This window comes from Plantactinospora sp. BC1, assembly GCF_003030345.1.
GTDB lineage: Bacteria > Actinomycetota > Actinomycetes > Mycobacteriales > Micromonosporaceae > Plantactinospora.
Genome location: NZ_CP028158.1, coordinates 1776894 through 1797276 on the forward strand (window position 1 = coordinate 1776894; position 20383 = coordinate 1797276).

Genomic DNA, 20383 nt, shown 5'->3' on the forward strand with positions numbered 1-20383 from the left:
ACCAGCCACCCCGCCGGACCGCGACCACCGGTGGCAGCCACCCCGCCGGACCGCGCCGGACGCCGGCAGGCCGCGGTCCGGTCAGCGCCCGGCGACCGCCCCTGGCCCCGTCCGCTCGACCTCCTCGACCGCCGCCAGGACATCCGCCACTCGAAGTGACGCCAACGCCGGGTGTGGCCCGGACCCGGTCGGCGCCGGTCCCTTCCGCCGGTGCGCAGGTTCCGGCTGTCCCGACGGCTCGCGTCCCGGCTGCCGGGCGGCAGGGATGTCGGGCGTCGGGAGCCGCCACCCGATCGCCGGCCCGGCCCAGAGGGCGCGATGGCAGAGGCGGTCGGCAGGCGGTCCCCACAGCGCCGGTGACACGGGCCCGAAGAGCAGTACCGACGCGGTGCCGTATGCGGTGGCGAGGTGGCCGATGCCGGTATCACCGGCAACCACCAGCCGGCCGTGCGCGACCAGCGCGGCCAGCTCGCCGACGTCGGTGCGCCCGGCCAGCACGGCCGACCCGGGCAGCCCGGCCCGGGCGGCGACCTCCTCGGCGAGGTCGCGCTCGCCCGGTGCACCGGTCACCAGCACCCGGTGTCCCCGGCGGGCCAGTTCCCGAGCCACGGCGGCGAACCGGTCGGGCGGCCAGCGCCGCTCGACGGCCTTCGCACCGGGGTGCACGATGCTGGCCCCGACGGGCAGTTCACCCGGCGTCGGCCGGTGCAGCGCCAGGTCGGACGGGTCGGTGGCGATGCCGTACCAGTCGAGCAGCCGACACCAGCGGGCGACCTCGTGCTCGTCGGGCCGCCACACCGGGCCGACGTGGTGGCCGGCCTCGGCGCAGGCGAAGGCCATCAGCTGCCGGGGCTGGGCGGCCCGCAGCAACCGGTGCGACTGCGGCCCCCGACCGTGCAGGTTCACCGCCCGTTCCGGAGCCATCGGCGGCCACCGGTACGGGCCCAGCCCGTCGACGTCGACCTGCTCGTCGATGCCGCCGACCAGCTCGACCAGGGGCCCGAGCCAGCGCGGTGCGGCCAGCACCAGCCGCTCTCTGGCGAAGGCGGCACGGAGGGCGCGGAGCGCCGGCACGGCGGTGGCGAGGTCGCCGATGCCGAGGGCGCGCAGCACGAGGATCACGGGTACGAACTCTCCCGCTCGGCGCAGACCACCAGCTCCCGTACGGCGCACCCCGGCGGCTGGGAGAGCGCGAAGAGTACCGCGTCGGCGACGTGCCCGGGGTCGTTGAGTACCGCGTCGGCGCCGGGCCGGTACTGCTCGTCCCGGCCGTCGAAGAACGCGGTACGCATGCCGCCCGGGACGAGCAGGGTGACGCCGACCGTGCCGGCCAGTTCGGCGGCGAGAGCCCGGGTGAAGCCGACGACCCCGAACTTCGCCGCGCAGTAGGCGGTGGCGTCGCTGACCGCCTTGACCCCGAGGGTGGAGGCGACGGTGACGACCGTGCCGTGCGAGCGTTCCAGCGCCGGCAGGGCGGCGCGGACGACCGCGGCGGTGGCGAAGAGGTCGACCGTGACGACCCGTTCCCAGACCTCGGCGGGGACGTCGGCCAGCCGTCCGGGCGTGTCGACACCGGCGGCGGTGACCACGCCGTCGAGGCCGCCGGCCTGCTCGGCGAGCTGCCGGGTGGCCCGCTCGGCGGCCCGGGTGTCGGCGAGGTCGCACTCGATCCACGGCACGCCGTCGGCCGGTGCCTGCCGATCCAGCACGTACGGCCGTCCGCCGGCCTTCTGCACCGCGGTCACGACGGCGGCGCCGAGTCCGCTGGCGCCGCCGGTGACCAGGATCGCCTTGTCGGTCAGGTTGTTCATCGTCGTCCTTCCGCGAGTTGACGATCGCCGGCCCGGGCGGCGGCGATGGTGCCGGAGGTGGAGCGGCCGTCGAGGTACGGCACGAGTACCGTCTCGCCGCCCCAGCGCCGGACCTGCTCGGCCTCGGGCAGGTCCGGCTGGTCGGGGTCGGCGCCCCGGGCGTAGTCGCCGCCCTTGACCCAGATGTCCGGGCGGAGCCAGGAGAGCACCGCCTGCGGCGTCGGCTCGTCGAAGATCACGACGGCGTCGACGCAGTCCAGGGCGGCCAGCAGGCCGGCCCGGTCGGCCTGCGGGGTGAGCGGTCGCCCCGGACCCTTCAGCTCGGCGACGCTGCGGTCGGAGTTGAGGCAGACGACGAGGCAGTCGCCGAGCCGCCGGGCGGCCCGCAGGGTGGCCAGGTGACCGGCGTGCAGGAGGTCGAAACAGCCGCCGGTGGCGACCACCGTCCCGCCGTTCGCGCGGGTCCGGGCCAGCACGGCGGAGGCCGCCTCGCGCCCGTCACCGTCGACCCCGGGCGCGCCGACCGGATGCCCGCCGTCCGCTACCGCGCCTGCGACGTCGCGCGCCCCGCCCGGACGGGCTGCGGCGTGCGATCCGGCGGCGGCGTGCGATCCGCCCGCTCCGGCGGCGGCGTGTGATCCGCCTGGGCCGGCCGGTCCAGGGAGCGTGGCGGCACCGGTCGGTCCAGGGAGCGTGGCGGCGCCGCCGGCCGCGACATAGGTCGAGGCGACCCGGACCGCCTCCTCCACCGCCTCCGACAGGAGCGCCCCGTCGGCCAGGGCCGCCGCTGCGGCGACGGCGAACCGGTCACCGGCACCGCAGGTGTCGCCGGTGGCGGCCACCGGCGCGGGTACGACCAGCGGGGCCCCGCCGTTGTGGCAGAGCAGGCTGCCGTCGCCGCCCATCGTGACCGCGACCGCGGCGGCCCGCCACCGGTCCCGCAGCAAACGGGCCGCGCGGGCCACCCCGGACAGTCGCGGCCCGGAGCCGGCGTCGCCGGTGAGCCGGAACAGCTCTCCCTCGTTCGGGGTCACCAGACGGCTGCCGGGCACCGCCGCCGGTCCGCGCGGATGCGGGTCCCACACCACGGGTGCGGTGCTGCCGGCGAGTGCCTGGCGGATCGCCGACAGTCCGGCCACGCCCCGCCCGTAGTCACTGACCAGGATCGCGCCCGCACCGGCCAGGATCTCCAGCGCGGCGTCCGGTGGTTCGCCCGGAGGTTGCGCGTCACCGCCCCGGTCCAGCCGGAGCAGCGTCCGGCCGCCGGTCCGCAGCCGGATCTTCTCCGGAGTCGCGCCGGGCAGCGGCAGCGGATAGAGCCGTACGCCGGCGGCGGTGAGCAGCGCGGTCAGCCGGGCCCCGGCCGGGTCGTCGGCGAGCGCGGTGACCAGCGCGACGTCGTGCCCGTCGGCGGCGGCGAGCAGGGCGGCGAGCCCGGCCCCACCCGGCCGGTCGGTGGCCGACTCCTCCGCCAGGACCGGCACCGGGGCGTCCGGGCAGAGCCGGTCGACCCGACCGTCGACGTCCCGGTCCAGCAGCGTGTCGCCGACCACCACCAGTGGGCCGCTCACGAGCACGCCTCCTCGGTGGAGAGCACGGTGAGCAGCCGCCGCGCGCCGGAGGGATCCCACCCGTTCTGCGCCATGGGCGGCGGCGCCGTACCGTCCCGGGCGGCGACCGGCCGGCCGTTGCCGGGGTGGCGCGGCCGGGACAGGGCCTGGTCGACGTAGGAGCAGAGCAGGTGGGTGGAGACCAGGTGCAGCTCCTGCACCACCTGCGGTTCGGGCGACGGCACCGCCAGCACCTCGGCACAGGCGTCGGCGAGCGGGTTGGGCGCCGGGCCGGTGAACGCCCAGCAGGTCAGTCCGGCCCGCCGGCCGGCGTCGGCCGCCGCGAGCAGGTTCTCGCTGCGGCCGCTGGTCGACATCAGCAACAGGACGTCGCCGGGCCGGCCGTGTGCCCGTACCTGCCGGGCGAAGACCTCGGCGAAGCCGTAGTCGTTGCCGATCGCGGTCAGCGAGGAGGTCTCGGCGGTCAGCGCGATCGCGGAGAACGGGGCACGGTCGTCGCGGAGCTTGCCGACCAGCTCGGCGGTGAGGTGCTGGGCCTCGGCGGCGCTTCCACCGTTGCCGGCGGCGAGCAGCCGCCCGCCGTCGGAGAGGATCCGGGCGAGCTGGCCGCCCCACCGGCTCAGCCGCCGGGCCGCGTCACGGTAGCCGGGCAGGGCGCGGGACAGCTGGCTCAGGTGCGCGTCGAGAAGAAGCTGTTCGGACATCAGGCCACCGCCCCGCTGGTCTGGGGCGTACCGCAGACGGCGGTGTAGACGGCGCCGAGCCGCGCCGCCGTCCGGGTCCACGAGTAGCCGGTACGGATCCGGTCCACGGCGGCGAGACCGTAGCGGTGGCGCCGGTCCGAATCGGCCAGCAGATGGCGCAGCACCGCGCCCAACGTCTCCGGGTCACGGGGCGGTACGAGGTCGCCGGTGAGGCCGGGCACGACCGTGTCGGTGAGACCGCCGACGGCGGTACCGAGCACCGGTACCCCGCAGGCCATCGCCTCCAGCGGGGTCAGCCCGAAGGGTTCGTACCAGGGGGTGGCGACGAGGATGTCGGCCGACCGGTACCACCGGGGCATCTCCGCGCGGGGTACCGCCCCGACCAGGCGTACCCGGTCGGCGACCCCCTCCGACTCGGCCAGCGCACGCAGCCGGTTGGCGAACCCGTCCTCGCCGAGCCGGGCCGCCGGGGGGCCGCCGATCAGCACGTACTCGGCCTCGGGCACCATCCGCAGCGCCCGGACGACGTCGAGGAAACCCTTCCGTTCGACCAGCCGGCCGACGCCCAGCAGCCGGGGCCGGCCCGGTTCCCGGCTGACGGCGGAACCGTCCGGGGTGAAGACGTCCGGGTTGACCCCGGAGGGTACGACGCTGATGGCGGAGCGGGGTACGCCCATCCGGGTCAGTTCGGCCACCTCGTCGCGGCACTGCGCGACGACCCGGTCGACCCCTCGGCCGAGCATCCGCTCGTATCTGATCCGCTGTGGCGGGCTGGTGTCGGCGGCGCCCTGGTGGCGGCGCTTCACGGTGCCGAGGGCATGGTAGGTCTGCACCACCGGCACCCCGCTCTGCCGGCCGGCGACGAGGGTGGCGAGGCCACTCATCCAGAAGTGCGCGTGTGCGACGTCGGGCCGCCACAGCCCGTCCTGCCAGTGTCGGGCGAGCCAGCGCCCGAAGTCGGCCATGTACGGCAGCAGCTCGTCCTTTGGCACCGGCTCCGGCGGGCCGGCCGGCACGTGCAGCACGCTGACCCCGTCCCGCATCGGCACCACCGGGCCCTGGTGCGGCTGGTCGCGTCGGGTGTAGACGTGCACGTCGTGGCCCTGGTCGGCCAGCGCGGCGGCGAGTTCGGCGACGTGGGTGTTCTGGCCGCCGGCGTCCGGGCCGCCGAGTTCGGCGAGCGGACTGGCGTGTTCGGAGATCATCGCGATGCGCATCGTTCCTCCTGAAGCAGTCGGTCCCAGTCCGCGAGGAACCGGTCGAGGCCGTAGCGGGTGGTGGCGGCGTGCCGGGCCCGTTCACCCATGGCCCGCGCGGCGGCCGGATCGTCGATCAGCCAGGCGGCGGCCTCCCGCAGGGTGTCGAGGTTGGTGGAGAGGACGCCCGCCTCGGGCGGTACGGCGGCGACCGCCTCGGTGCTGGCGAGTACGACGACCGGCATCCCGATCGTCATCGCCTCCAGGAGGCTGAGCCCGAGCGACGTCCAGCGGCACAGGTGCAGGTAGGCCCGGCGTCGGGCGAGCTGCTCGTGCAGCCGCGCCTGGGGCAGGTCGTAGGTGCCGAGGCGGTCGGCGGGCAGGCCGACGGCGTCGGGGAGCGCGTCGACGCCCATGCCGAAGACGTCCAGCGGGGCGACCGTGGCGAAGTGTCCGAACAGGTCGGTTCCGGTGACCCGCCAGCGGCGGACCGGTTCGTTGGTCACCACCGCCAGCCGGTCGAGGCTGCCGTCGTACCGGACCGGGGGTGGGACGATGCCGTGTTCGATCACGGCGGTGCGGGTGGCGCCGGTGTCCCAGAACAGGTCGTTGAAGTGGGTGACGTGCGCGACGAGCAGGTCGTCGCGGTCGGCCATCGGGTGCCGGGTGTTCGGTACGTCGCCCTTCGGGGTGTTGTGCTCGACGTAGATCGCCGGTAGGTCCCGGCCGGGGCGCCGGCCCAGCCAGCGTTCGGCCAGCTCCAGTTCCTCCGGCCGTTGCAGGATCACCAGGTCGACCGGTTCGGCGGCGAGCCGCTCCGGGGGCAGTTCGCGTACCGTCGCCGGCCAGTCGTAGGTCCGGGCCCGGCCGAGGCCGTACGGCCCCCGGTCCGGCGTGACCGGTACCAGGTAGTGGTGCTTGCCGTGGACGAACGCGGTGGTCCACGAGCCGTGCACGTGCCACAGCAGGATGTTCACCCTGCGCCTCCTCCTGCTGTCGGGTGGCCGACCCCGAAGCCGGAGCCGGCCGGTGCTCGTGGTGGTGGCGGTCGGGATGCGAGCAGGTCGACGGCGGCGAGCACGGCGGCCGGGTCGAGTCGGTCCAGGCAGGGATGGCCGGGCAGCGGGCAGACGCTGGCGCGGCTGTCCCGGCACCCGGCGCCGGCATCGCCGAGCCGCACCACCGGTACCCGGTAGGGCGCCCACTGTCCGAACGGGACGGTGGGCGCGAAGAGACTGACCACCGGGGTGCCGACCGCGGCGGCCAGGTGCGCCGGCCCGGTGTTGCCGACGACCAGGCAGGCGGCCCGGGTCAGCAGCGCGGCCAGCTCGCCGAGCGAGGTACGGCCGCCGAGGTCGACGCCGCCGCTTGCCGCCACCCGTGCGGTCAGGTCCCGCTCCCCCGGGCCGCCGGTGACCAGTACCCGGTGACCGGCCCGGGTGAGCGCGGCGACGATGTCGGCGCAGCGCTGCGGCGGGCAGGCTCGGGCCGGTACCGACGCGCCGGGGTGCACGACGACGTAGCCGGCCGGCAGGTCGGCGGGCGGTCGTCCGGTCAGCGCGTCGGCCCGCAGCCGCAGCGTTGGCTCGTCGCCGGCCGGCAGCGCGAAACCGGCGGCGGCGGCCAGCGACAGCGCCCGCTCCGGCTCCGGCACCCCGGTCGGCACCCGGTGCCGCAGGTCCAGCAGGCTGCCCGGATAGTCGTCGCTGATCGCACCGACCAGCGGTACCCCGGCCATCCGCAGCAGCAGGGCGAGCGGCAGGGCGGACTGGTGGAAGGAGGTGAAGATCAGCGCCTGGTCCGCCTGCACGGCGGCGAGCCGGGCGGTCAGTTCCCGCATGTCGTCCGGCCGCATCGGGGCCGGTGCCGGGTCGATCCAGGGCAGCGGCCACTCGATCAGCTCGTCGACGCCGGGCAGCAGCCGGGCGGCGCCCCGGCCCCGGGGGCCGCAGAGCATGACGACGCGATCCGCACCGGCGGCGACCGCCCGGATCGCCGGCCCGGTGACCAGGACGTCCCCGGCCGAGTCGCTCCGCGCCACCAGCACCGTGCCCGCTCGCCCGCCGGCCCGGCGCGGCGCCGTCGACGTCCGGCCGGTGGTCGATCCGGTGGGCAGCAGTGCCTGCCGGCGGAGCAGTTGGTCGACCGCGTCGGCCAGGTCGGCGGCGACCGCCGGGGCGGCGGCGACCTCCTCCGGCCGGGTCACCGGGGTCGGTACCAGGATTCCGGTGGCGCCGGCCGCGAGGGCGGCGGTCATGTCCCGGCCGATGTCGCCGATCACCGCGCAGCGGCGCGGGTCGGTGCCGAGCGCCCGGGCGGCGGCCTCGACGAGTCCGGGTGCGGGCTTGCGGCACCGGCAGCCGTCGCCGTCACCGTGCGGGCAGATCTGCCAGGTGTCGAAGGGGCCGAGCAGTTCCTCCACCCGGGCGTTGACGGCGGCCAGCTCGGCGGCGGTGAAGAGGCCACGGGCCAGCCCGGACTGGTTGGTGACCACCCCGAGTCGCAGTCCGGCGGCGCGCAGCCGGGCCAGCGCCGCCCCGGCGCCGGGCATCGGGCGTACCTTTTCCGGGTCGCCGTTGTAGGGCACGTCCTCGATCAGGGTGCCGTCGCGGTCGAGCAGTACGGCGTCGAAGAGCGGTCCGGGCGGCCGTGCCGGCCCGGTCATCGCCGGTCACCGGGGTACCGCCCGATCGGGCGTGGCAACTCGGCGCGGTGCCGCCACCAGCCCCGCAGCCAGTGGGTGACGGCGAGCGGCGGGATGACGGCGCTGGTCACCAGCATCGTGCCGACCTCTGCCGGGGTACCCGGCCCGGGCGCGATCCGCGCGGTTGCGAACCGGGCGGTACCGGCCAGCCAGGCGGTGCCGGCCAGGGCGGCGACGGCGGTGAGCGGGCGGTGCATCCGGGAGCCCCGGGCGGCCACGGCACCGCCCAGGGCGGCGACGGCCAGCACCGCCGCGCCGGTCAGGGCCGCGTGCCGGTGGCGTCGTCCGGCCGGTATGCCGAGTTCGGTGCGCCAGCTCGGGCCGTAGAGCCGGCGCAGCAGGGCGTCGTCGGAGTTGCCCCGCTGGGTGCGCAGGCTGATCCAGCGGCTCTCCGGGCGTACCGGATGGCGGACGCCGCGGGTGCCCCGGAGCAGTCGCCAGCCAGCCAGGCGTACCCGGTGGGCCAGCTCCGCGTCCTCCCGGTAGGCCCGGGGGAACCGTTCGTCGAAGCCGCCGACGGCGGCGAGCGCGACCCGCCGGTAGGCCATGTCCGCGGTGATCCACTCACCGTCGGCGAGGCCCGCGGTGACCCGTTCCCAGTCGGTCGGCCGGCGACCGGCCGGCAGCGGCACGCGTATCCCGCCCTGCACCCCGCCGACCCGGTCCGGCACGGCGAGGTCCGTCCGCAGCCGCGCCAGCCAGTCCGGCGCCGGCAGCACGTCGTCGTCCAGGAACGCCACCCAGGGATGCCGGGCCGCCCGCCAGCCGAGGTTGCGGGCCGCCGCCGGGCCGGCGCCACGTCCGCGCAGGACCTTGGTGTACGGCGCGAGCGCCCCCGGTACGGCCAGCTCGGTGCCGCCGGTGGGCCGGTCGTCGACCAGGAGGATTTCCAGTTCACCGCCCTCGGTCACCTGCCCGGCGAGGATGCCGAGCAGGTCGGCGAGGCTGTCCCGGCCGAGGGTCGGTACGACGACGCTGATCACCGCCCCGCTCCGAGGTCGCCGCGGTGCACGGCGTACGGGCCGATGGCGAGCAGGTCCACCGGTGCGGAGCCGAAGAGTTCCATCGCCTCGCGCGGGGTGTCCACCATCGGCCGGCCGGCGGTGTTGAGCGAGGTGTTGACCACCACCGGCAGCCCGGTGAGGCGGTCGAACTCGGCCAGCATCTCGGCCACCAGCGGTTCGGTCCCCGGGTCGACCGTCTGCACCCGGGCGGTGCCGTCGACGTGCACCACTGCCGGGATCCGGTCCCGCCACTGTGGCGCGACCCGGTGCACGAAGAGCATGTACGGGCTGGGCAGTACGCCGTCGAAGATCTCGGCGGCCCGTTCGGCCCGGACCATCGGAGCGATCGGGCGGAACTGCTCCCGCCCCTTGACGTCGTTCATCCGGCGGGTCGTCTCGGGGTCGCCGGGGTGGGCCAGCAGCGACCGGTGACCCAGCGCCCGTGGCCCGTACTCGCTGCGTCCCTGGAACCAGGCGACGATGCCGTTGTCGGCGAGTACCCGGGCCGCCTCGGCGGCGATCGAGTCCGGTCGCCGGTACGGCAGCGCCGCGCGGCGCAGTTCGGCCTCCAGTTCCTCGTCGGTCCAGCCCCGGCCGAGGTCGACCCCGGGCATCGGCGCGGTGGTGTCGCCGAGCACGCTGTCCAGGTGCAGCGCCGCGCCGAGTGCGGTGCCGGCGTCACCGGCCGCCGGCTGCACCCACACCCGCTGGTAGGGGCCCTCGGCGGCGATCCGGGCGTTGGCCACGCAGTTCAGGGCGACCCCGCCGGCCATGGTCAGCGTGGTCGGGCCGTCGGCCGCCTCGTGCAGCCAGCGGGCGAGGTCGAGGATCACCTCTTCCAGCCGGGCCTGCACGCTGGCGGCGAGGTCGGCGTGCTCGCCGGTCATCTCCGCGTCCGGCGGGCGCGGCTTGGCCAGCGAGGCCCAGTCGATCCGGTCGACGGTGAAGCCGCCGTCGTCGGTCACCCGGACCAGTTCGCGCAGCAGCCCGAGGTGCCGGGGCTCGCCGTAGGAGGCGAGGGCCATCACCTTGTACTCGTCGCTGGAGTGCAGGAAGCCGAGGTGCCGGGTGAGGTCCTCGTAGAGCAGGCCCAGCGAGTGCGGCAACTGCTGGGCGGCGAGCTGCCGCAGCCGTCCCTCCCGGTAGACCCCGCCGAGGTGGCTCGCGGTCTCGCCCCGGCCGTCGAGCACGAGTACCGCCGAGCCGGTCGTGCCGGTCGGGTCCGGGGGTACGGCCAGCCCGGCCGAGGCCGCGTGCGCGACGTGGTGCGGTACGAACCGTACGATCTCCGGGTCGAGGCCGGGCAGCACCTCGGCGAGGAACTGCGGCGCCCGCTTGGCGTACTCGATCCGCAGCCAGTCCCACGGGTCGGTCAGGCCGAGTTCGGCCGCGTCCCGGCACAGGCCGGGGTCGAAGGAGTAGGCGACCGCGTCGAGGCTGGCGGCGTCGATGCCGGCCTGCCGCAGGCACCAGGCGGCGGAGAGTTCGGGCAGTTCCCAGGCGGAGAAGGCGACCGGACGCTTTCCGTGCTTACGCCGGCTGAACCGCTCCTCCTCGGCTGCGGCCACCACCCGGCCATCCACGACCAGTGCGGCCGCCGGGTCATGGAAGATCGCGTTGATCCCGAGTACGCGCATGCCGGCGCTCCTACCCGGCCCGGGGCGCCCTCACACGGAAGATCAGCAACTTCCCATAAGTGAGGGGTGTCCAAATAGTCCCTTGACCGCTCCGGCTGCCGGGCACCGCCACCGGCCTGGACTACGAGGCGCGGTGCTCCGGGTAGCCGTAGAGGTCGAGTAGGCGGGTGCGGGTGGCCTGGAGCCGGTCCAGCATCACGGCCATGAACCGGCGGTTGAGTTCGTACCCGAACGTCGTGTCGTCCGCCATCAGGTGCCGTACCCCGGACGCGTCGAACTCGACGGCCCGGACCGGCTCCACCGCCACCGCCCCGAACTGCCAGCGCTGCGGCGCGAAGAGCCAGGACCAGCCCAGCACGTCGCCGGGGCCGAGAGTCTCGATGACGACGTCGCCCCGGCCCGGCGTGGGCAGGTCCAGTGCCACCTGTCCGGAGCGCAGCAGCCAGAAGCGCGTCGCGGAGCGCCCCGCCGCGAACAGCCGGTAGCCGCGGTTGCGGTACACCGGGTGGGCGTAGGCGGTGAGCCGGTCGAGCCAGGCCGGGGCCAGGCCGTCGAGGAACGACTGCTCGACCAGCAGGTCGCGGGTGCTCGTCATGACTTCCCCAATCGCCGCTCGGGTACGCCGTTCCGTCCGCCGCGCGGTTTCCTCCCTCCATGACACGCCGACCGGCCGGGATCGGACAGGGCCGAAGGACCCGAATGTCACTGCCAACCGGCCCCGCTCTTCCGCATCGGGCCATACGGGCCCGCCGGGGCGGGTACAGGGTCCCCTACCGAACCGACCATCGGCCCTACGCCGCAGACGTCACGCACTGTTACGGTTTGTGATAGGAGCCCGGTAGGCGGAAATTTTCCGGGAAGTCCGGTTGGAGGAAGTCATGAACGTACGCCCCATCACCGTCGGCTACGACGGGTCCGACGGCGCCAGGGCCGCCCTCGGCTGGGCCCTCGACGAGGCGGCCCGTACCGGCGCACAGGTGTCGCTGCTCTTCGCGTTCGAGTGGCCGGCCGTCGCCAGCACGGTCGCCCCACTGGCGACGACTTGGCCGGACCAGGGTGTCCGGGACGACGCGCAGAAGATGCTCGACGCCGCGATCCTCGACGCCTTCCAGACCCACCCGCAGGTGCTGGTCACCCGCACCGTCGCGGACGGTCCGGCCGCGCTGCTGCTGCGGGAGCGTTCCCGACAGGCAGGTCTGCTGGTGCTCGGCAGCCGTGGTCACGGCGGCTTCACCGGTCTCCTCCTCGGCTCGACCAGCGTGGCCGTGACGGCGCACGCGCACTGCCCGGTCGTCGTGGTGCGGGGCGAGCGGGAGCGGCCGGACGGGCCGGTCGTGGTCGGCGTGGACGGCTCGGAGTGCGCACAGCTCGCCCTCGAGTACGCCTTCGCGCAGGCAGCGGCCCACGGCGCCGAGCTGCGGGTGGTCCGGGCGTACCAGCCGGTCGCCTCCGGCGAGCAGCCGTCCGGGTCCGGCCCGGACGAGCAGGCCGGCGCCGAGCGGGCCGAACTCGACGAGGTACTCGCCGACGGACGGAGCAGGTACCCGCAGGTCCAGGTGACCGTCGACGTGGTCCCCGGCCCGGCCGGTCGGGTCATGGTCGACGCGAGCCGGGACGCCCGACTGGTGGTCGTGGGCTCCCGGGGCCGGGGCGGCTTCGGCGGGCTGCTGCTCGGCTCGATCAGCCAGCAACTGCTGCATCACGCGCACTGCCCGGTCGCGGTGATCCGGGAACTCCCGACGACCACCGACTGACCACGCGATCGGGAGTTGGCGGGGGTGTTCCGGCACGCGGTGCCGGGGCGCCGGGGCCTTGTCACCCGCCGGCCGGCCGGGTGACAAGGCCCGGGTGGCTCAGCAGGACAGGTTGGCTCCGGCCGGCACGCCGAGAATGCCGACGAACTGCTGGTACCTGTTGATCCGGCTCTGCACCTGCGCGGGGTTGCCGCCGTTGCACTCGATCGAGCCGTTGATGCTGCGGATGGTCTCGCCGAACCCGGCGCCGGTGACCATGGCGTTGTGCGCGGTCATCCGGCCCGGACCGTTCTGGGTCATCCAGTACCAGATGGCGGTCTTCCAGGCCACGGCCGCGTCGTTCTGCACCAGCCAGGGGTTGGTCAGCAGCGGTAGCCCGAGGGCGTTCCCGGCGGCGTTGTAGTTGAAGCTCCAGCTCAGCTGGATCGGCCCGCGCCCGTAGTAGGCGGCCTGCCCGGCGGGGCAGCCGTAGGGCTGGCCGGCGTCACAGTAGTGCGGGTAGTTCGCGGTGTTCTGCTCGACGATGTGCACGAGTCCGCCGGTCTCGTGGTGCACGTTCGCCAGGAAGGCGGCCGCCTCCTGACGCTGGACGGTGGTGTTGCCGGTCCGGGTGAACGCCGGGTACGCGCTGAGCGCGGCGACCAGCCCGGTGTACGTGTAGAAGGAGTTGCGGCCCGGGAACATCTGGTTGAACTGCGCCTCGCTCACCGCGAAGCTGCCGCCCGGTGGCGGCGGCGTGGTGCCGCCGCCGCAGGTGCCGAGGTCCCGCCAGACGCCGGTGGTGCCCGGCGGCCTCTCGTTCTGGGTCCACCAGTTCGCCTGGTAGTTGCGACCGCCGTGGGAGACCTGGTCGCCTCCCCAGTAGACGGCCGAGGACTGCCACGGTGCCGCGCAGGCCGCCGCCGATGCCGGGGTCGACGGGACGACCGCCACGAGTCCGGCGGCGACGACCAGCGCCGCGAACGCGACCAGAGCGCGCAGTCTCGACATGGTCACTCCTTCCTGGGTACGTGCGGGCGGTGGACGCCGCACATCGATGGAGGTGACCGTAACACGTTCTGTTCACAAACTTTACTAATCTATCAACATGCTTTACTAATAATTCTCCTGACGGCTGGAGGCCGAGCGCTCGCGTCCTGCGGCCACGGGTTGGACCACCCCGGCCCGGTCAGCGCCGGGCGGGCTCCACCGGCCCGCCGGTACGCAGGGACTCGACGACGGCCTCGGCCGCCGCGACGCCCCAGCATGCCTCCTCGACCGGCATCACGTCGGGCTTCCGCCGGCCGGTGAAGACCGCCAGGGCGTACCCGACCTCGCGGCGCAACGCCCCGCCGACCACGCCGTCCTCCTCCGGCCAGAGCGACAGGTCCGGAACCTGGACCCCGGCCGGGGTCCACTCCACCAGCGCGTCGCTGACCAGCCGAGCCTTGAGGATCCCCTCCAGACCCAGCACCTCGACCTCGCCGACGATGGCGCCGTCCAGGGTCAACGGGCCGTCGTCCAGGGTGCCCGGTGCGGTCGCCGGCACCAGCCAGGCGGATTCCACCGTCGCGATCACCCCGTTGTCGAACTCGAGGAGGGCGCTGACCACGCTCGGCGCCGCGTCACCGGCCGCACCGCTGCACATCGCCGTCACCCGGCGCACCGGGGTACGGGCGAACGAGATCGCCAGGTCGATGTCGTGGATGCAGGATTCCCAGACCGGATGCACCCGGTCGCCGAAGCTGAGGAACCAGGCGCGGCTGAAGTCCCGGCGCAGCCGCAGCGCGCAGGGTGTGCCGACCGCGCCCCGCTCGACGCCGGCTCGCATCCGGGCCATCGGCGCGGTGAACCGGGAGATGTGCCCCACCACGACCTGCCGCTGGTGCGCGGCGGCGGTGTCGGCGACCCGCCAGGCGTCCTGGCTCGACAGGGCCAGCGGCTTCTCGACGAAGACGTGGCTCCCCGCCTCCAGCGCGGTCACCGCCAGCCCGACGTGCGATGCCTCGTCGGAGGCGATCACCACGACGTCCGGACGGACCCGGTCGAGCAGCGGGGCGAGGTCGCTCCCCGTCTCCGCCACGTCGTGCGCCCGGGCCACCTCGGCGAGCCGGTCGGGGTCCGGGTCGGCCAGGCCGACGAGCCGGGCGCCGGCCTCGGCCCAGACGCGGGCGTGCAGGGCGCCGAACCGGCCCACACCGGCGATGGCGACGGTCGGTCCGGTCATGAGTTCCTCCCGAGGGTGGTGCTGGACGGTTCGTGCGGGTCCGGGCCGGTGAAGCCGGTCGGGTCGTGCGGGCCGGGGCCGGTGCAGCCGGTCGGGTCGTGCGGGCCGGGGCCGGTGCAGCCGGTCGGGTCGTGCGGGCCGGGGTCGGTGAGCAGGTCGAGGGTGGACGGCTCCTTCGCGCCGTGCCCGGTGAGCACCGCGACGGCGCGCGACCCCGCCGGAACGGCGGAGGTGTGCAGGGCCGCCACGGCGGCGGCCGCCGCCGGCTCCACGAAGAGCCCCCGGCGGGCGAGCGTGCGTCCCGCCTCGGCGATCGCCGACTCGTCGACGGCGACGAGGGCGCCGGCACTGTCCCGGACGGCGGCCAGGGTGAGCAGGCCCTCGTCCTCGTAACCGCGCAGCGCGTCGGCGATCGCGGTAGCGGCGGTCGGGGCGACAGCCAGCGGCTCGCGCAGCGACGACTCCCAGTCCGGCACACCCCAGGCCCGCACCAGCGGCGCACACGCCTCGGCCTGCACCCCGACCATCCGGGGCAGGCCGGTCGTCACGCCCGCGTCCCGTAGGTCGGTGAAGCCGAGCCAGATGCCGCGCAGCAGCGGACCCGCCCCGACCGGTACGACCACCACCTCGGGTACGCCGCCGCACTCCTCGACCAGTTCGGCAGCGATCGGCCGGTACGCCTCGGTCAGCAGCGGGTTCCGGTAGGTGGTGGTGACGTTGAGCCAGCCCTCCTGCTCGGCGCGGGTCGCGGCGGCGTACGCGTCGCTGTAGTGGCCGTCGACCAACTCCACCTCCGCACCGTGCGCCCGGGCGGTCCGCACCTTCGCCCCCGCGTTCGAGCCGGTGGCGCAGAAGACCCGGCAGCGCAGTCCCGCCGCCGCCGCATAGCTGGCGGCCGAGACGGCGGCGTTGCCGGTCGAGGCGAGGACGAGCCCCTCCAGTCCCCGGTCCAGCGCGGCGGACGCGGCCAGCGCCATCGCGCGGTCCTTGAACGAGAGCGACGGGTTCAGCGACTCGAGCTTGACGTGCGCGTCGACACCGTCGAGCCGCAACGGCAGCAGCGGCGTGGCACCCTCGCCGAGGGTGACGGCGTGCCCGGTCCGGGGCAGCATCCCGGCGTACCGCCACACTCCGCTCCCGGAGCCGGGCCGGCAGGCGGCGGCGGAGACCGGGGCCAGCTCCAGCACCAGCGGCGATCCGCAGGCCGGGCAGCGGTAGGCGGGAAAGCCGGTGCTCCGGTGACACCGGAGACAGCCGACGGTGAAGTGCCTCATGGCGCCGTCACCGGCGCGGAGGGCGGCTCCGCCGGTGCCGGACGCGGCTGCGGGGTCCGGTCGACCGGGTCGGCCTGCGGGTCGGTGGTGTCGCGGATCGGCGCACCCGGCCAGCCGAGCTGACCGGAGAGGTCGGCGGCGGCGGCCCGGACCTGCGGGCCGAGCCGGCCGGCGGCCTCGGCGTCGAACCGGGTCGCCGGGGCGGAGATGCTCAGTCCGGCGACGACGTGCCCGGTGTGGTCGAAGACCGGGGCCGCGACGCAGCAGATGCCGTGTTCGCTCTCCTGGATGTCCCGGGCGTAGCCGTCGGCCCGCACCCCGGCCAGCAGCGCGTCGACCTCGGCCCGGTCCGTCCGTTCGCCGGAGAGCCGCCGGTGCGCGTCGACCACCTCGTCCAGCACGTGCGCCGGTGAGTGGGCGAGGATGGCCCGGCCGATCGCGGTGGTCAGCGCCGGGTTGGTCTGGCCGACCCGGCTGTGCATCCGGACCCGGGACGGACTGTCGATCTTTTCGATGTAGACGACGTGCACCAGGGCGAGTACCCCGAGGTGGCAGGTCTCGCCCGTCCGCGCCGAGAGCGGCCGCATCACCCCCAGCGCCTCGTGCCGCAGGTCGAGCCCGTCCAGATAGGAGCGGGCCAGCGTCATCGTGCCGGCGGCCAGCGCGTACCGGCCGTCGGCCGTCTCCCGGACCAGCGCGGTACCGCGCAGCACACCGAGCATCCGGTGCAGGGTGGTGGCCGGGATCTCCGTCGCCTTGACGAGTTCGGTCAGCGACGCCCCCGACGGGGTCTCCGCCAGCGCCGCCAGCACCGCGACGGTCCGTTCGACCGCCCGTAGGCCGTCGGGCTTCCGCTCGTTGTTGACCATCTTCATGCCCTCACCCCGGCGTCGGTCTCCAGCGGGCGCACCGACAGCATCCGCTGCGCCATAGCACAGTAGACCTCGGCCGCGCCGCGCAACTGGTCGACGAGCACCCACTCGGCGAGGGAGTGCGCCTGGGCGATGTCACCCGGTCCGCAGACCGCCGCCGGGGTGCCGGTGGCGGCGAGCAGCGCGGCGTCGGTCCAGAACTGCAACCCGACCGGCTCGGGGTCGGCGGCGACGGCGCAGAGCATCCGCAGGTACGGGTCGTCGGGCGGGCAGTCCAGCGGGGCGTGCACGAAGGTCGACGTACCGGCCATCTCCTCGACTGTCGCGTCCACCCGGGGGTCCGCCCGGCGCAGCTCCGCCACGACCTCGCGCAGCTCGGCGAGTACCTCGTCGTGCCGTTCGGACGGCAGCCACCGCCGGTCGAGTTGGACCACGCAGGAGGCGGGAACCATCGGCGGGCGGTCGCCACCGGCCACCACCCCGACGTTGACGGTCGCGGGCCCGAGCAGCGGATGACGGCGCCGGTCGAGCCGGGGTACCAGGTCCCGCTCGACCGCCGCGATGAACCGGGCCGCGTGGTAGACGGCGTTCACCCCGTCCTGCGGCACGCTGCCGTGCGTGGCGACGCCGCGGAACGTCGCCTCTGCCCACATCGCGCCCTTGTGCGCCCGGCCGACCCGCAGCATCGTCGGCTCGCCCACGATCGCGAAGTCGGCGCGTACGCCGGCCTCCACCAGCGCCCGCATTCCCGGGCTGCCGTTCTCCTCCCCGGCCACCCCGGTCAGCAGCAGTTCACCGTCGAAGGTGACGTCCGGGGCGGCGAGCAGTTCGACGACGGCGATCATCGCCGCGAGCGCGCCCTTCATGTCGACGGCGCCCCGGCCCCAGAGCCGGCCGTCGGCGACCCGGGGCAGCAGCGCGTCCGGCATGCCGTACGGCGGCACGGTGTCCAGGTGGGCGTTGAGCATCAGCGTCGGGCCGGGCCGGTTGCCCCGTACCCGGGCGATCACGTTCGCCCGGTCGCCCCGCACCGGTTGCAGCTCCACCTCGGCGCCGCAGCCGCGCAGCCGGTCGGCGAGGTAGTCGGCTACCGGGCGCTCCTGCCCGGGATGGTCCTGGTGGCCCTCGATCGCGATCAGCCGGGCCGCCTCCGCCAGCACCGCGTCCGGGTCGATCCGCCCGATCATCCGGCACCACCACCTGCGAGGGCCGGGTCGCGGTGCAGCGCGGCGACGGCCGCCGAGGCGGCGGTGTAGCGGTGCCGGGCCCGCCGGTAGGCGCTCCGGTGCGCGTCCGGGGCGGTCAGCGGCGCGCTGTCGTCCAGCACCGCGCAGGCGGCGGCGACGTCCGGCCAGATCCCGGCGCCGATCCCGGCCAGCGCGACGGCACCGCGCGGCGAGGCGTCCTGGCCCAGCCGTCGCACCGGCGCGTCGCAGGCGGCGGCGAACGCCTCGCACCAGACCTCGGAGCGGGTCACCCCGCCGCCGACCCGGATCTCGGTCGCGGCACCGGCACCGTCGAGGAGTTGCTCGACGGCCGCCGCGCAGGCGTACGCGACGCCCTCCAGGACGGCCCGGGCGATGTCGGCGGGTCCGTGTTCCGGTGCCACGCCGAGCAGGGCGCCCCGGACCGCCGGGTCGTGGATCGGGGCGCTGGCGCCGAGCAGGTACGGCAGGAAGGTCAGCCCTGCGGCGCCGGGGCGGCTGTCCCGGGCGAGCCGGTCCGCCGTACCGTCCGGCACCTCCGGGGCGGCACCGGCGAGCAGGTTCCGCTCGGCCCAGCGGATCGCCAGCCCGGCCGCGTACGAGGAGACCATGCCGAGGAAGCCCTCCTCGCCGGCCCGGGCGAAGACGAACCGGTCGACGCCGGCCCTCGGCTCGGCGACCGGGGTGACGATCTGGGCGGCGGTGCCGACGTTGACGTAGACCCGGCCGTCGGCGACCGCCCCGGCGCCGAGCGCGGCGCAGGAGACGTCGCCGCCGCCGGCCACCACCGGGGTACCGGCGGGCAGCCCGGTCGCCTCGGCCGCCTCGGGTCGGACCGTTCCGACGATCTCCGCCGAGCCCTGCACCCGGGGCGCCAACCGCTCGTCCGCCCCGCAGCGGGCCCAGAGCCGGGGCTCCCACCGCCGCCGTCCCACGTCGTAGAGCAGGGTGCCGGCCGCGTCGGTGGGGTCGGTGCCCCAGTCGCCGGTGAGGTGGTGCCGCAGCACGTCCTTGGGCTGGACCAGCCGGACGGCCCGGCGTACCGCCTCGGGTTCGTGCCGGACCAGCCAGGCGAGCTTGGGGGCGCTGAACGCCTCGACCACCGGGTTGCCGGTCAGCTCGCCGAAGAGGTCGTCCCGGTCGCGCAGTTCCCGCACCTCGGCGACGGCCCGCCGGTCCGCCCAGGTCATCGCCGGCCGCACCGGCCGGTCCCGGTCGTCGAAGAGCGCCACCGCGTGCATGTGGCCGCTCAGCCCGACCCCGGCCACCGCGCCGGGGTCGAGGTCGGCGAGCGCCTCCCGGACGGCGCCGGACGTCGCCCGCCACCAGTCGGCCGGGTCCTGCTCGTGCCGCCCCGGCCGGCCGGTGTCCGACGGGTAGTCCCGGTAGGACCGGGCCGCCGTGGCGCCGGTCCCGGCGTCGACCACCACCACCTTCACCCCGGTGGTACCCAGGTCGATGCCGACCAGCAGGGCGTTGCCCGGTACGGCGCCGGTCAACGGCTGCGCCGGGGGACGAAGCCGAACTCCATCAGGTATTCCAGGGACTCCTCCGCGACCCGGTCGAAGTCGGCCAGTCCCACCCCGGCCGGCTCGCCGACGCCGATGTTGCCGCCGACCTGCCAGCCCTCCCACTCGACGCTGACGTACCCGTCGAAGTTGATCTCTGCGAGTGCCTCGTACGTCTCCCGGAAGTCGACCAGCCCGCCGCCGAACCAGATGTGGTTGCAGTGCACGATCGTCGGCAGCCCGACCTCGTCCTTGATCTGCACGATGTCGATGTACGGCCCGAGCCGCTTGATCGCCTCCTTGACGTTCATGAACGGCTTCACCGCGACGTAGAAGGCGCCGGTGTCCATCGTCATCCGCAGGTTGCTCGCGCCGACCTCGTCGAACATCCGCTCGATCAGCTCGACCCGGTTGAGGATGGTGCCCTGCAACAGTTCGATGCTGACGTTGAGCCCGAGCGTCGAGGCGTGCGCGGCCACCTCGGTGATCGCCTCCCGGCACTGCCGCCAGGCGTCCTTCCGGCTGAGCAGCACGTTCAGCGGCGGGTCGTAGTAGCCGTCGCCGATCAGCGTGCAGACCGACTTCGCACCGAGTACGGCCGCCGCGTCGAGGGCCTTCTTGAAGGACTCGATGCCGCGCTCCCGGTCGAACTCCCGGGGGCTGACGAAGGTGGTGTGGTGGCCGAGGTAGCCGATGTCGATGCCGACCCGCTCCGCCGTGGCCCGCACGTCCCGCAGTTGCTGGTCGTACTCGGCCTTCGGCGCCTCCAGCAGCTTCGCGAAGATGAAGTCGACGCCGTCGTAGCCGTACTTCGCGGTCTGCTCCACGCACCAGGTCGCCGGCTTGTCCCCCCAGGAGTTCCAGGCCGGGCCGGCGGCCTCCAGCCGACCCCAGGGCATGTTCGGCCAGACCTCAAAACTGATCTTCACCGGGTCTC

The 20383-nt window shown here is 75.0% G+C and carries 18 protein-coding genes; 1 reads left to right on the forward strand and 17 read right to left on the reverse strand.

Translation table 11 applies throughout. The annotated features are described in order from the left end of the window. Positions 1-81: 81 nt before the first annotated feature. The 10 genes from C6361_RS07530 to C6361_RS07575 form a co-directional block, all read right to left on the reverse strand. Entirely contained in the window at positions 82-1122 is a 1041-nt protein-coding gene (locus tag C6361_RS07530; protein ID WP_107267249.1) for a glycosyltransferase family 9 protein, read from the reverse strand. Next, positions 1119-1811, reverse strand: a complete 693-nt coding sequence (locus tag C6361_RS07535) for an SDR family oxidoreductase (protein WP_107256661.1) — start codon at positions 1809-1811, stop codon at positions 1119-1121. The genes C6361_RS07530 and C6361_RS07535 overlap by 4 nt, the downstream gene beginning before the upstream one ends. Next, positions 1808-3382, reverse strand: coding sequence for a PfkB family carbohydrate kinase (locus C6361_RS07540; RefSeq protein ID WP_234359389.1), 1575 nt, complete (start codon positions 3380-3382; stop codon positions 1808-1810). Before C6361_RS07540 ends, C6361_RS07535 begins: the two co-directional genes overlap by 4 nt. Then, entirely contained in the window at positions 3379-4086 is a 708-nt protein-coding gene (locus tag C6361_RS07545; protein ID WP_369931368.1) for an SIS domain-containing protein, read from the reverse strand. Before C6361_RS07545 ends, C6361_RS07540 begins: the two co-directional genes overlap by 4 nt. Then, a complete protein-coding gene (locus tag C6361_RS07550) occupies positions 4086-5303 on the reverse strand; it encodes a glycosyltransferase (RefSeq protein WP_107267250.1) in 1218 nt (405 codons plus the stop codon). The genes C6361_RS07545 and C6361_RS07550 overlap by 1 nt, the downstream gene beginning before the upstream one ends. Beyond that, a complete protein-coding gene (locus tag C6361_RS07555; protein ID WP_107267251.1) occupies positions 5288-6259 on the reverse strand; it encodes a glycosyltransferase in 972 nt (323 codons plus the stop codon). Before C6361_RS07555 ends, C6361_RS07550 begins: the two co-directional genes overlap by 16 nt. Next, a complete protein-coding gene (locus C6361_RS07560; RefSeq protein ID WP_107267252.1) occupies positions 6256-7947 on the reverse strand; it encodes an HAD-IIIA family hydrolase in 1692 nt (563 codons plus the stop codon). Before C6361_RS07560 ends, C6361_RS07555 begins: the two co-directional genes overlap by 4 nt. Further along, a complete protein-coding gene (locus tag C6361_RS07565; protein ID WP_107267253.1) occupies positions 7944-8969 on the reverse strand; it encodes a glycosyltransferase family 2 protein in 1026 nt (341 codons plus the stop codon). Before C6361_RS07565 ends, C6361_RS07560 begins: the two co-directional genes overlap by 4 nt. Continuing rightward, on the reverse strand, positions 8966-10627 hold the full coding sequence (locus tag C6361_RS07570; protein ID WP_107256671.1) for a carbamoyltransferase C-terminal domain-containing protein: 1662 nt from the start codon (positions 10625-10627) through the stop codon (positions 8966-8968). Before C6361_RS07570 ends, C6361_RS07565 begins: the two co-directional genes overlap by 4 nt. Before the next feature lie 121 nt (positions 10628-10748). Next, positions 10749-11222, reverse strand: coding sequence for a Crp/Fnr family transcriptional regulator (locus tag C6361_RS07575; RefSeq protein ID WP_107256673.1), 474 nt, complete (start codon positions 11220-11222; stop codon positions 10749-10751). Between the two features lie 283 nt (positions 11223-11505). On the opposite strand from C6361_RS07575, the gene C6361_RS07580 reads away from it, so the two are divergent. Next, positions 11506-12381 carry a universal stress protein gene (locus C6361_RS07580; RefSeq protein ID WP_107267254.1) on the forward strand — a complete coding sequence of 292 codons (876 nt, stop codon included), beginning with the start codon at positions 11506-11508 and terminating at the stop codon, positions 12379-12381. A 99-nt stretch (positions 12382-12480) separates the two neighbouring features. Here the strand turns inward: C6361_RS07580 and C6361_RS07585 are convergent, their stop codons facing one another. The 7 genes from C6361_RS07585 to C6361_RS07615 form a co-directional block, all read right to left on the reverse strand. Further along, positions 12481-13371: a glycoside hydrolase family 19 protein gene (locus C6361_RS07585; RefSeq protein ID WP_107267255.1), complete on the reverse strand. Its 891-nt coding sequence runs from the start codon at positions 13369-13371 to the stop codon at positions 12481-12483. A gap of 178 nt (positions 13372-13549) precedes the next feature. Then, positions 13550-14587 carry a Gfo/Idh/MocA family protein gene (locus tag C6361_RS07590; RefSeq protein ID WP_107267256.1) on the reverse strand — a complete coding sequence of 346 codons (1038 nt, stop codon included), beginning with the start codon at positions 14585-14587 and terminating at the stop codon, positions 13550-13552. After that, positions 14584-15861 (reverse strand): pyridoxal-phosphate dependent enzyme, encoded by a 1278-nt coding sequence (locus C6361_RS07595; RefSeq protein WP_107267257.1) that lies wholly within the window; start codon positions 15859-15861, stop codon positions 14584-14586. Before C6361_RS07595 ends, C6361_RS07590 begins: the two co-directional genes overlap by 4 nt. Further along, positions 15858-16736: an IclR family transcriptional regulator gene (locus tag C6361_RS07600; protein ID WP_107267258.1), complete on the reverse strand. Its 879-nt coding sequence runs from the start codon at positions 16734-16736 to the stop codon at positions 15858-15860. Before C6361_RS07600 ends, C6361_RS07595 begins: the two co-directional genes overlap by 4 nt. Then, the gene (locus C6361_RS07605) at positions 16733-17920 is read right to left on the reverse strand and encodes a M20 family metallopeptidase (RefSeq protein WP_107267259.1); all 1188 of its coding nucleotides are present in this window, start codon (positions 17918-17920) and stop codon (positions 16733-16735) included. Before C6361_RS07605 ends, C6361_RS07600 begins: the two co-directional genes overlap by 4 nt. Continuing rightward, complete coding sequence (locus tag C6361_RS07610) at positions 17917-19437, reverse strand: xylulokinase (RefSeq protein WP_107267260.1); 1521 nt, start codon at positions 19435-19437, stop codon at positions 17917-17919. Before C6361_RS07610 ends, C6361_RS07605 begins: the two co-directional genes overlap by 4 nt. Then, positions 19434-20375, reverse strand: a complete 942-nt coding sequence (locus tag C6361_RS07615) for a sugar phosphate isomerase/epimerase (RefSeq protein ID WP_107267261.1) — start codon at positions 20373-20375, stop codon at positions 19434-19436. The genes C6361_RS07610 and C6361_RS07615 overlap by 4 nt, the downstream gene beginning before the upstream one ends. Between the last annotated feature and the right edge of the window lie 8 nt (positions 20376-20383).